Annotated in this window: 13 protein-coding genes; 8 read left to right on the forward strand and 5 right to left on the reverse strand. The window is 52.5% G+C overall.

Going from position 1 to position 12,218, the window contains the following annotated elements; genetic code table 11:
* The first annotated feature begins 204 nt into the window (after positions 1-204).
* Positions 205-1,377, forward strand: coding sequence for a globin domain-containing protein (locus ACQKE4_RS00980; RefSeq protein WP_427386498.1), 1,173 nt, complete (start codon positions 205-207; stop codon positions 1,375-1,377).
* 69 nt (positions 1,378-1,446) lie between these two features.
* On the opposite strand, the gene ubiT is transcribed toward ACQKE4_RS00980, so the two are convergent.
* From ubiT to ACQKE4_RS01000, 4 genes are all read right to left on the reverse strand, one after another.
* Positions 1,447-1,944, reverse strand: coding sequence for a ubiquinone anaerobic biosynthesis accessory factor UbiT (gene ubiT, locus ACQKE4_RS00985; RefSeq protein ID WP_290834935.1), 498 nt, complete (start codon positions 1,942-1,944; stop codon positions 1,447-1,449).
* Between the two features lie 139 nt (positions 1,945-2,083).
* Entirely contained in the window at positions 2,084-2,470 is a 387-nt protein-coding gene (locus tag ACQKE4_RS00990) for a SirB2 family protein (RefSeq protein ID WP_290834933.1), read from the reverse strand.
* A 10-nt stretch (positions 2,471-2,480) separates the two neighbouring features.
* Positions 2,481-2,873, reverse strand: a complete 393-nt coding sequence (locus tag ACQKE4_RS00995; RefSeq protein WP_290834931.1) for a ribonucleotide reductase subunit alpha — start codon at positions 2,871-2,873, stop codon at positions 2,481-2,483.
* A 73-nt stretch (positions 2,874-2,946) separates the two neighbouring features.
* Complete coding sequence (locus ACQKE4_RS01000) at positions 2,947-3,582, reverse strand: hypothetical protein (protein ID WP_427386499.1); 636 nt, start codon at positions 3,580-3,582, stop codon at positions 2,947-2,949.
* A gap of 176 nt (positions 3,583-3,758) precedes the next feature.
* On the opposite strand from ACQKE4_RS01000, the gene ACQKE4_RS01005 reads away from it, so the two are divergent.
* From ACQKE4_RS01005 to ACQKE4_RS01025, 5 genes are all read left to right on the forward strand, one after another.
* Positions 3,759-5,654, forward strand: a complete 1,896-nt coding sequence (locus tag ACQKE4_RS01005; RefSeq protein WP_427386500.1) for a histidine kinase — start codon at positions 3,759-3,761, stop codon at positions 5,652-5,654.
* Entirely contained in the window at positions 5,654-6,319 is a 666-nt protein-coding gene (gene narL, locus ACQKE4_RS01010) for a two-component system response regulator NarL (RefSeq protein WP_427386501.1), read from the forward strand. Before ACQKE4_RS01005 ends, narL begins: the two co-directional genes overlap by 1 nt.
* A gap of 231 nt (positions 6,320-6,550) precedes the next feature.
* Positions 6,551-8,143 carry an antiporter gene (locus ACQKE4_RS01015; protein WP_290833965.1) on the forward strand — a complete coding sequence of 531 codons (1,593 nt, stop codon included), beginning with the start codon at positions 6,551-6,553 and terminating at the stop codon, positions 8,141-8,143.
* Between the two features lie 92 nt (positions 8,144-8,235).
* Positions 8,236-8,694 (forward strand): universal stress protein, encoded by a 459-nt coding sequence (locus tag ACQKE4_RS01020; RefSeq protein WP_427386502.1) that lies wholly within the window; start codon positions 8,236-8,238, stop codon positions 8,692-8,694.
* 55 nt (positions 8,695-8,749) lie between these two features.
* Complete coding sequence (locus ACQKE4_RS01025) at positions 8,750-10,249, forward strand: MFS transporter (protein ID WP_290833969.1); 1,500 nt, start codon at positions 8,750-8,752, stop codon at positions 10,247-10,249.
* An 89-nt stretch (positions 10,250-10,338) separates the two neighbouring features.
* Here the strand turns inward: ACQKE4_RS01025 and ACQKE4_RS01030 are convergent, their stop codons facing one another.
* A complete protein-coding gene (locus ACQKE4_RS01030) occupies positions 10,339-10,602 on the reverse strand; it encodes a carboxymuconolactone decarboxylase family protein (RefSeq protein WP_427386516.1) in 264 nt (87 codons plus the stop codon).
* Positions 10,603-11,076: 474 nt separating this feature from the next.
* Between ACQKE4_RS01030 and ACQKE4_RS01035 the strand changes: the two genes are divergently transcribed.
* Together ACQKE4_RS01035 and ACQKE4_RS01040 are read left to right on the forward strand one after the other, a co-directional pair.
* Positions 11,077-11,805, forward strand: coding sequence for an AzlC family ABC transporter permease (locus tag ACQKE4_RS01035; RefSeq protein ID WP_427386503.1), 729 nt, complete (start codon positions 11,077-11,079; stop codon positions 11,803-11,805).
* A 9-nt stretch (positions 11,806-11,814) separates the two neighbouring features.
* Positions 11,815-12,111: a hypothetical protein gene (locus tag ACQKE4_RS01040; protein ID WP_290833973.1), complete on the forward strand. Its 297-nt coding sequence runs from the start codon at positions 11,815-11,817 to the stop codon at positions 12,109-12,111.
* Positions 12,112-12,218 lie beyond the last annotated feature (107 nt).

Raw genomic sequence — 12,218 nt, forward strand, 5'->3', positions numbered from 1 at the left:
TATGATTGTGCGCCTCGCAACCATCAAAAACCATGACAAGTATCAAAAATGCATCTTATAGTTTTAAGCAGCTAGCCGCCCATCAATAACCGTCGTCACCTCAAGGGTCCTTCCAATAATAAAACCCGCTTTAAGATTGGTATTTATACCCTCTGGGCTTTAAGATGCATTTATAAAGCATCTTAAAGCCCAGAGGTATTATCCGTGCTAACACATGACCAAGAAAAACTGATCGACGCAACGGCCCCCGTCGTTGCTGAACATCTAGACGCCATTACGCAGCATTTTTACCCGTTGATGTTTAACCGCTATCCCGACGTAAAACCACTCTTCAATGAGGCGCATCAGCAAAGCGGTGGACAGCCTCGCGCTCTGGCCAGCGCCGTGTTGGCCTATATAAAACTACGCAGCAACCCTGCCCAAGCACGCGCCACACTGGCTGTTGTGGTCAGCAAGCATGTCTCTTTGGGAATACTTCCTGAACAGTACCCCATCGTAGGGGAGTGCTTGCTAGCGGCGATTGGCGATGTTCTTGGCGATGCCATAACACCAGAAATCGCCGGTGCGTGGGGCGCGCTTTATAACGAGCTTGCTGCACTACTCATCGACCTTGAAGACCAGCGCTACCGTGAGTTTGAGCAGCGTCCTGGCGGTTGGCGGGGCACCCGACGCTTCAAGATTGCCAGCACCCAGCAGGAGAGTGTCTTGATTCGCTCTTTTATTCTGGCACCCGAGGATGGCGACACGGTGGCTGACCATGAGCCTGGCCAATATATCGGCGTACGCCTAACCATTAATGGCGAACCGGCCTATCGGCATTACAGCCTATCGGATACCCCCAATGGTCGGAGCTATCGCATCTCAATCAAACGCGAAGCAGAAGGGCTAGTCAGTCGTCATTTTCACGACGTCCTGCAACCAGGCGATAGCATAGAGCTGCTTCCCCCCGCAGGTGATTTGACGCTGGTAGAGGGTGACGAACCGCTGCTGTTTGCCAGCGGGGGAGTCGGTCAAACGCCACTTCTCCCCATAGCGCGGCATGCTTTGGCCCTTGGACGACAGGTAGTCTATTTACACGCTGCCTTAGATGCCGATCATCACGCTTTTAATGACGAGCTTAAAACCTTGAAGGCTGCCTATCCCCAACGTTTTCAAGCTGTCAGCATTCATGAACGGGGAAACTGCGCCGATCATACTGGGCGTATCGACCGCTCCTTATTAGCTGACTACCTGCCTGGCCCTATGGCTCGCTGCTATTTTGTCGGTCCCCAGGGGTTCATGACGGCTATCAACAATGCTTTGGCTGAGCTAGGTATCGGCGCAGACCGCCGACACTTTGAGCACTTCGGCCCCTCGCGACCGCTCGACGCCGCTTGATAAATAGGCGGCCTCAGTAACGCATACCGACGCCGCCTAATAAATTCCTGGAAGCTGGGGAGGGTGAAATCACCCACTGCGCGACATCCGCTCTAGCCCCATCAGCACTTCACCTAAACGACCTTGCGCAAAACTTTCCTCACGGCCATCCAGCAGGTTTTTAAGCGTTAACCCCAGCTCCGTGTCCCCTTCTATGACTAAACGACGCTGGAAAAACAGGCTATCGGGGTCTTCGCGGCGAGTAGCAAGGCACAAAAACTCGCGCCATCCTCCACGAATGGTTGCCTCGCCCTGCTCACGGCATACTACCAAGCGCTGGGCTTTAAGCGTCAGGCTTAGCGTCACCCCTAAATCCCCGATGGCGAGGGTAATACGCCGCCCTTCCAGAACATCAAACTCGCCCTCTTGCAGAGGCTCAGCAAACGTACGGTTGAGTAAAGGCGCGATTACACGCTGCTTAATAATGAAAGGCACCTTCGGATCAAGAAGACGAATCAAATGCTCAAGGTTTACCGGTAGAGGCAGCAACGCAGACGCCGGGGGAACAACAAACGGTAGCAATGACACAGTACGCACTCCTAAGTAAAAGCAACAATGGCAAACGCCATGGGGTCTATACTAAGCACTGCCATGACGCTGCGAGCTGATATGTGTCAGTAGAGACGACATAACCTCACTCATGGCCATTGCGATGTACCAGCCCGACTCAAGCTAGCCAGGAAAGAGGGCTGTGGCGAATGGCGGCCCCCACCATATAGGCGAATAAACAGATAGCCACCACGGCGGCAATACCACGCGCCTGGGGCGTCTTCCCGCGTTTAATGGCAATATTGCCAATACCGATATACGCCAGTAATGCCAGCAATTTGGCTCCCAGCCAGGGAAGCTGCCAGGGCCATACGGAGAGCAGCATCATTAACGTCACCCCTAGGCCCAACAGAGCCGTATCGATGAGGTGAGGCAATACCTTGACCCAACGGGCTTTGAGTTGCGGGCTTTCCCGCACCGACCACCAGGCGCGCACCATGAAGAGCGTGATGCTCAACGCAGCGGCCATCATATGCAGATGCTTAATGACAAAATAGTGTTCCACGGTAACGCCCTCAGCCAACGTTCACGGCATCGCCATGACGATCGAAAGCGATGAACGAGGTGATATTGCCCATTTGCAGCGACTCCGCCATACGCTGAAGCTGACGTTCAATCTCAGCGCCATCCGCCGGGTCGTCCATGGCAGCAGCAAACACCAGATCCCATTCGAAGCCGGTACGATCAGACTCCTCGACCAACGCTGCCATACTGCTCAGGTCATCGGTCGACTTGTCCACACAGACGACGGGGATCAGCACGCCGCCCTCTCCCTTTTCAAAACGACGACGTTGCTCATCATCAGGAAAATCGGGCAGTTCAGCGCGGACGAACACAAACAGCAGCCGCTGGGGCTTAGCTTGTTGACGAGCTTCCTGCAGTAGATCGGTAAATGTCGCTATCGTCATGGGAAAGGGCCTTATGGTTACGGTTGTTAATAGGTGAGAGACGTTATGAAATATGCGTCGTTGCTATGTATCTTTAATCTGGCGAGCGAGCCGTTTTGCGGCCAGAGAATTTTTGGGTATCGCCACGCATTGCTGTCGAGGCCGCAGGCGCCTCCACGAAAAGCCATAACAGCAGCATTACCATGGTGAGTGGAATAAGCAGGCTCAATGGCGCTGCCCGCCAACCATAGGCTTGAACGACCAAAGGCTCCATATGCAAAGAAAACCCCACGCCTGCCATCAGAGCAAGGAAGAGCCCTACCAGTAGGCACTTTAGGCAGCCAGGCATCCAGCCTTTGGCGTGGGCGATACCGGTGGCAATGACAGCCCCCCCCAACCCTAGCCCTCCTCCCACCAGCAGAAACTCCCCTGGCTGATTAGCCACCCCAAACCAGCCAAGTGCTAGCGCGAGCCCCAACAGCAGCCACTGCATCAAGCTGCAGGTATTATTTCGCCGCGCTAGGCGCCATGCAGGCCATGCCAACAGAGCACCACTCCCCACCGGCAACAATACATAGATAGGGTGAATCGAGAGCAGCGCGTAGAGTGTCCAGCTGGCTACCGCTAAGGCGCTGGCCAGCGGCATCAATAGCATGGCTACCAGCACCTGATAGCCATTGACTGGCTCTTTTGATGTCTCCAGCGTCGGAGGCGGTATAGGTGGAGGCATGGTGTTTCCCGGCGAGGGTATGAAGACATCAGAAGACATGCCAGAATTGTCGGTAAATGCCGGGTTTAGGTCAAAAAGCATCGGAGGTAGACGGGCTAACCCCAAAGTAATAGCCCCCGTATCGAGATCCAGTTAATGCCTCACTTTCTTACCTCTTATGTGCTACTGGAACCGTCATGAAATTACTTCAACGCTCCCTGGTTGCTCGCATCATTGCATCACTGCTAGCTATCAGTGGTATGGCACTTATTAGCATCACTCTAACCATGGGCATGTCTAACAGTACCCATGGGGATTCTGCGGCCATTAATGTCGCTGGCTCGTTACGCATGAACGCCTACCAGATCATGGGAGCGTTGCAGCGCGCGTACTATGAACCCGAAGAGACACATGAGACTCAGCTAGAAGCAATTTTGGTGCGCTTCGACCAGCGCTTGCAGGGTACTACTCTCCAGCAAAGTATTCCTGCCGATCAACACCACGAGAGCCGCCACCAGTTGGAAGAAATCCAATCCTACTGGCAACACACGCTACGCCCAGCTCTGCAGAACCCAACCGCCGCCGCACGTGACCTAGATAGGCTAGAAACGATGATCGTGGCGATGGTCAATGACATCGAAATCCTGGTGACCTACCTAGAGCAGAGCACCGAGGCGAAGGTAAGACTGCTAGGCATGATGCAAGTACTCTTCCTAGTGCTGATCGCTATTGTGGTATTCATAGCGCTCTACGATGTTCGCCACAACCTTGTGCTGCCATTACGCCAACTTATGGTACTTGCCCGGGAAGCATCTCAGCGTAACTTTAAGCCGCGTTCGCAGATTCGTGGCAGCGACGAGCTGGCCTTGCTAGGCGACACCTTCAACAATATGTCCGCTGAACTGGCATCCAGCTACGCCGCGCTGGAAGACAAAGTATCACGCAAGAAACAGGAGCTTGAGCGCAGCAACCAAGCCATGCGGGTGATGCACGATGCCAGCCGTTCGCTCTATGGCGGTGGAAACGATCTCTGCTCCAGCGCAGCGCCTATGCTGCGCGAACTGGAAAAACTGTTGAATATCGGGCCGATACGCTTATCGCTTAACGACCCCTTTGACCAACAGGAAATGCCGGTACTGGAAACCCACTCGCGCACTCGGCCTGAGTATTGTCGAGACCAAGCGTGCCATGCCTGTTTGATCGACCCTCTCCCTCTGGACTTGGTCGCTAGCGATCAATCGCAATGTTTGTTATTACCTATTAGTGTCGGTGACACCCTGCTGGGAACCCTGGAAGTGTGGTACCCCCGCGAGCGGCTTAACGATAACACCCGCAGGCTCCTCAGCATTCTTGCTGATCAGCTGGCCACGGCGGTCTACCTACAGCGACGTATTGAAGAGCAGCAGCAAGTCACCCTGATCAACGAGCGCACAATTATTGCGCGGGAGCTGCACGACTCCCTGGCTCAATCGCTCTCTTATCTCAAGATGCAGGTTGCTCGGCTTGAACGCATGCAGCAAAAAGATACGTCACGTGAGGCTCAGGCAGCGGTATTTGATGAGTTGCGTAATGGGTTGAATAGCGCCTATCGCCAACTCCGTGAGCTGCTGACTACGTTTCGGCTTAAGCTTGAAGGCCCAGGTTTACAATTCGCCTTGCGCCAAACGGTCAATGAGTTCACTCAGCGTATGGGAGCCACAGTAGAGCTGGAGTACGATGTGCCACCATACTTGCTTAATCCGAACGAAGAAATTCACGTGTTACAGATCATTCGTGAGGCACTTGCTAATACGCACAAACATGCCAAGGCTCATTGGGCTGCCGTGACAGTACGTTTTGCTAATGCGCGTTTGCTGGTAAAAATCGAAGATGATGGCATTGGCTTAGAGGACGATAGCTCGCCGCCGATGCACTACGGTTTGGTGATTATCCGCGACCGCGCTAACACCCTGAATGGGGAGTTGAATATCGTTAATCGTCCTACCGGCGGTACCGGTATTGAACTTGTCTTTACGCCTTTAACTGCACGCTTAATCCAGCAACAGCCCTTGTCGGCTGCCGACGTTTCTCATTTAGATAAAGGGGCTTCTTAATGACGCTGACCACTCCTGATACACCTGCCAGTCTGGTGATTATCGATGACCACCCGTTACTCCGGCGTGGTGTGGCACAACTTCTTGAGCTAGAAGATGACCTTGAATTAGTAGGCGAAACGGGCAATCCGGAAGAAGGGATTAAGCTAGCCCTCAAGTTTGAACCAGACCTCGTTCTACTCGACTTAAACATGCCGGTGGTGAATGGGATAGAAGTTTTGCGGCGTTTGCGGGAAGCCAATTACAGCGGCCGTGTGGTGATGTTTACTGTTTCAGACCACGAAGATGATGTTGTCTCAGCTCTACGTACCGGTGCGGACGGTTATCTGCTAAAAGATATGGAACCCGAAGATATGGTTCGCCAGCTGCGCCAAGCCGCTCTGGGGCGCATGGTCATCAGCGAGAGCCTGACTGCCCTACTGGCCGAAGCCCTGCGTAATCAACGCAACGCGCCCTCGACCCCCGACATCCACAGCCTGACGCAACGCGAACGTGAAATCCTGCAGCAACTGGCTGGCGGGCTCTCGAACAAGCTCATCGCGCGCAAACTGGATATTACTGAAGGCACGGTTAAGGTTCACGTCAAGCACCTACTTAAAAAGCTCAACTTACGCTCACGTGTCGAAGCCGCCGTTTGGGCGGTTCAAGAAGGTATCGATCACTAGTCGATTCTGTGTGGTTACCTCCAAAGACTTCCTGAGTACTTTTACTCTGGCCCGCCTTTACCCCCCTCTCGATTTTTTGTCTTTAAAATCAATCAATCCTGGCTTTACAGCGACTACCTCTCAAGAGGTATGTCGCTGATTTATATGTCATTTCCCTTAGTTTCCCAATCCCCTTTGCAAGCGTATCTTGCCTGCTAACTGCAGAAAGGTTTGATGCCAAGGGGAACCGCCATGAGCAAGAGAAACGCCGACATTGAGAAGTGGGAGGTCGAAGACGCCCAATTCTGGGAACAGGAAGGTAAGCAGATCGCCAACCGCAACCTATGGATATCTATTCCCAGCCTGCTGATGGGCTTCGCTGTCTGGATGATGTGGGGAATGATCACCACTCAGATGCAAAACCTGGGTTTTGCATTCACGATCAACCAACTTTTTTCCCTAACAGCACTTGCTGGCCTAGCGGGTGCCACGCTGCGCATCCCCGCTTCGTTCATGATCCGCATCGCTGGCGGGCGCAATACAATCTTCCTGACCACTGCGCTGCTGATGATCCCCGCCGCCGGTACTGGTATCGCCTTGATGAACCCAGGCACACCGTTCTGGGTATTCCAGGCGTTGGCGCTACTTTCCGGCATCGGCGGCGGTAACTTCGCTTGCTCAATGAGCAACATTTCCACCTTCTACCCCAGTAAGCAGCAAGGCTACGCGCTGGGCATGAATGCGGGCCTCGGCAATTTCGGCGTCACCACCATGCAGATTTTGATCCCGCTGGTGATGACTATTGGTATTTTCGGCGCGATGGGCGGTTCTCCGCTGGAATTACAAAGCGCCAGTGGTACGTTGATTGGTCGTATTGAAGCAGGTACCGATACCTGGATTCAGAATGCGGGCTTTATCTGGCTCGTGTTTCTGATCCCGCTAGCGTTCGCCGGTTGGTTCGGTATGAACAATCTTCGCACTATTACACCCAATCCTGGTTCACCGCTGGCGGCTTTCAGCAAAATATTAGGGCTTTACGGCGTCGGCTTGGTGACCGCCATCGTCGGCATGTTGGCACTCAGCTGGCTTAATATGTGGATTGCCCTGCCGCTAACCATCGTTCTGACCCTAGTGTTGTTACGCCTGATTCCTGGCGACATCAAGCCCAATATCCAGAAGCAGTTCGCGATATTTTCCAATAAGCACACTTGGTCAATGACCATCCTCTACATCTTAACCTTCGGCTCTTTTATCGGCTTCTCTGCGGCGCTGCCGCTCTCCATCAACGTCATCTTCGGCAACATGATGGAAGCCACTGTCGACGGCACGCTGATTCGCGTGGCCAACCCAGAGGCGCCCAGCGCGTTGACCTGGGCCTGGATAGGCCCCTTCGTGGGTGCCCTGATTCGTCCGCTGGGCGGCTGGATCTCCGATAAAGTGGGCGGCTCCATCGTCACCCAAATAATCTCAGCGATCATGGTGGTCGCCTCTATCGCCACCGGCTACGTGATGATGCAGGCCTACAACGCCACCGATCCTAATCAGTTCTTTTGGCTATTCCTGCTGTTATTCATCGTGTTATTCGCCGCCAGTGGTATCGGCAACGGCTCTACCTTCCGCAGCATCGGCGTGATTTTCGATCAACAGCAGAAAGGCCCGGTACTTGGCTGGACCTCTGCCGTCGCAGCCTATGGCGCCTTCATCGCCCCGCGGGTAATGGGCGAGCAAATCCAGGCCGGGACACCGGAACTGGCCATGTACGGCTTTGCGGTCTTCTACGCTATCTGCCTCGTCATCAACTGGTGGTTCTACCTACGCAAGGGTGCCTACGTTAAGAACCCCTGAGCTACGTTAAGAACCCCTAAATAGGGCTTGCTTCTTTAAGTCCGGCGCTAAGCGCCGGGTCTTCACCCCCTACCCCACTGCGGGAGGACACCATGAAAATCATGATCGCCTATGACGGTTCGCGAAACGCCAAGCTGGCTCTCGCTCAGGTCGTCAACATGTTCCGCTGTAACCAACCTCTGCTGGTACTGGTCGGCGTGGTGGAGAACCCACTCGACGCTACCGATAACAACGAAACGCTTTTTCAGCAGGAGCACGAGGAAGTTAAACAACACCTTCAAGAGGGAGTGGCGTTCGCTATCGGCGAGGGTTTCCAAGCAGAGCATCTTCTCGCCGAGGGGGATGCGCGCAAGATGCTGCTTCAGGCCACTCGCAAACTGTCGCCAGACCTATTGGTGATTGCTCGCCATAGCCACCAACCGGACGGCGGCATCATTGCCAAATCGTTGACTTACTTCGTCGATGAGCTGGACTACATGACTTTCGGCAGCGTCAGCTCTTTCCTGGCCCGGCGTGCCGAGTGTCCCTTGTTAATCCTACCCAGCCCTTGAGCAGCCTCTACCCACCTTAGGGACATACCACCTTTGGGACACAGGACATACGACCATGAAAGTTTCCGCTGTATTCAAGTTCCGCAGCCCTGAAATTCGGGCCTTGCACCTGACCTGGATTGCCTTCTTTATTACCTTTTACGTGTGGTTCAACATGGCGCCGCTCGCGTCGAGCATGCTCAAAAGCGTCGACTGGCTGACCCCGGATGATCTCAAGCTGTTCGCCATCTGCAACGTCGCTTTGACCATTCCCGCTCGCATAATCGTTGGCATGGCGCTGGATCGCTTCGGGCCACGCCGAGTGTTTTCGGTACTGATGGTAACGATGTCGCTACCGGCCCTGGCGTTTGCCTTCGGTAACAGCATGATGCAGCTACTAGTGGCGCGCCTGGTGCTGAGTTCGATTGGTGCCAGCTTTGTGGTCGGTATCCACATGACCGCACTGTGGTTCAAGCCTAAGGATATCGGTTTCGCCGAAGGCTTTTATGCTGGTTGGGGTAACTTCGGTTCCGCTGTGGCTGCCATGTCACTGCCGACCATTGCGCTAAGCATGTATGGCGGCCCCGATGGCTGGCGCTGGGCGATCGCCCAGAGTGCCATCGTGATGGCAGCTTATGGCGTCTACTACTGGTTCGCGATCACCGACGGTCCTGACGCTAACTCCCATCGCAAACCGCGTAAATCCGCTGCCATGGAAGTGAGTTCCTGGGCCGATATGATCAAGCTGATCATCTGGACCATCCCGTTGGTCGGCGTACTCGCCATTCTGGTCTGGCGCATCCAGTACATGGGCTATCTATCTGTCACCAGCGCCGTTATTGCTTATCTTGTCATCGTGGCGATTGTCATCTATCAGATAGTGCAAATCCTACGGGTCAACCTGCCGATCCTACGCAAAGGGGTACCTGAGGACGACAAGTACTCGTTCAATAGTGTGGCCGCACTTAACAGCACTTATTTTGCCAACTTCGGCGCTGAACTGGCCGTGGTGTCAATGCTCCCCATGTTCTTTGAGGAGACTTGGGGGCTAAATGCCGCCACGGCAGGCATGATTGCGGCCTCGTTCGCGTTCGTCAACCTGGTAGCGCGCCCCATGGGTGGCATGGTCTCTGATCGTATGGGCAATCGCCGTTTCGTCATGCTGTGCTATATGTTTGGCATTAGCATCGGGTTTTTATTGATGGGTATGCTCAATTCAAGCTGGCCGCTGATCCTGGCGATCGCCGTAACTATCGGCACGTCGATTTTCGTCCAGGGGGCAGAAGGGGCGACCTTTGGCATCATTCCCTCCATTAAGCGCCGTATCACTGGGCAGATCTCAGGCATGGCAGGTGCTTACGGTAATGTGGGCGCGGTGGTCTACTTGACCATCTTTACGTTTGTAACCCCGTCGCAATTTTTCTACATCATCGCGACGGGTGCTTTCACTAGCTGGCTGATATGTCTGGTGTGGCTCAAGGAGCCGGAGGGTGCCTTCGACGATGAGTACTATGTGTCGTCAGTTGATAGAGATATCGAAGCGCAAGCGCAAGCGCTTCAGAACTCCAAACCTTGAACATTAAGTCTATCGGTAACTAACGCACACAACCCGGTCTTAACCAGGGTTGTGTGCTTGGGTGCACAAATAGGGTGCACTGGATATCTCTATTGGAAGTCAGTGATGTTCTCAATCCAGGTCAAGGCCGCGACGGCAGTCGGAAACCCAGTGGTAGGAATCGCCAGCATAGCCACCTGTTTGAGTTCGTCTGCGCTGATGCCTTCCTCCAGAGCACGACGGACATGAGATGGACGGCACCTTTTAGAGCGGGAACCTATCGCCAGCGATAACTTGATCAAACGCCTACTACGCGCATCAATTGGCCCGGCTTCAGCACAGGCTTTAACCAATTCAGCATAAGCATCCCAAATATCAGGATACTAATTCGCTACCTTTCCTGCGCTGGAAGAAAAATAACTCTTTGTCATAGTGCAATACCTTAGCGATAACGTGTGTGAGTCCCCAGTATAGAAATACTGCTCCCGAGCGCCACCTCAACGTTTCGGCTTTCAACTCGGCGAGCACTACCCGCTGCCCAACGACTTCGAAGCCGAACCACGCCACTGGAAGAAAATGCTGTATGAGTTGCGTCGCACGCCAGAAGCGAGGGAAGCAAGCCAAGCGATTGTGGGTAAGCTCTCCAGTTAACGATGCTCAAGCCAACGCGCCAAAATGAAATATTAAAAACCCATAACGGCTAGACTCACTCTTCTCTTAATAAACTGCACGATCTTACAATACTCTTATCAATTTTTCCCATACGCTTCCAGTATATCAGCTCACTTCACGTTTCTGCTGCAGGCCCATTCGCCATAACTACAAAGCTCACACCTTAGGAGAATCAATTGACAATAACGAACAAGTCTTTAAGCACCAAAAAAATGTTCTCTACTTCAAATACAACAGAATTCCGGGTCTTGCTTCCGCAGTTATTGACGGCCATATTTGCAATAGCACCAGTAAGCATGCTGTTCGGCTTTACTGCTTATAAAGCAGACTGGAGCATTGTTGAAATTTTTCTCGTAAGTTTATTAGGCTTTTCTGGAAGCGGGCAGTTTGCCGCTCTACCTCTATCTGAGACTGGTGCCAGCCTTTTAACTATTGCTTTCGTTACCACTATGATCAATAGCCGATATTTTGCAATTTCGCTTTCATGCTCAAAAAAACTACCAAAAAACAAGCTGCTTAAGGTTTTTGCCTCCCATGCACTCGGCGACGAAGCGTACGCTATTGAGCAGGGAAATAACCAAAGAGCCATGCTGATAATTCGCTTCACCATTTTCTCGATCTGGATACTCTTTGGGGTAGCAGGCGGCATTATAGCGGGGCTGTTTCCAAACCTTTTACCTGATGACATCAATGCCAGTATTCCTGCGAGCTTGGTACTTCTGTTTCTTGCCATCTCGTATCTTCAAAATCGACCTTATAAAAGTGGTTTGATAACTTTTCCAAAGGCAATGTTAGGCATTTTAATAAGCGGAGTTTTCTACTACACCCTTGGTGGCGTCTACTTTTGGATCCCCTCCATCATTCTATTATCCGCTATCTTCTATTTAATGAAGATAAAATATTGAGGAATAAGTATGGCAGATAATTTTCTGGTGATTTTTGCTCTTCTATTTACAAGTGTCGTGGTAAGAGTTCTTCCCTCTTTGCTCACGATTAACTTCGGTGCTAAGGCCCAGCACCTGATTGAGGAAGTATTACCTACTTCTATTTTTATTTGTTTCATTACTTATATTGTGATGCCAGAGATTGCTAGCGGGCTTAATCTTTCTATTTTTTCTTTTATTGCAGTAGGTATATTGGCAGTTATATTAAAAAGTGGACTGATCCTAACGACAGTCGTCGCCACTACTCTATATTACGTATTGAGCTGAATAGCCCGCAATACGAGATCGCGTCAAAGACAGGCTATATAAACTGTCAAAACGGGATCACTAGCTTTACTTAACATATATTCCACTGCATGATAATCCTGCACTCA

This window comes from Halomonas sp. NPDC076908, assembly GCF_050269715.1.
Taxonomy (GTDB): domain Bacteria; phylum Pseudomonadota; class Gammaproteobacteria; order Pseudomonadales; family Halomonadaceae; genus Vreelandella.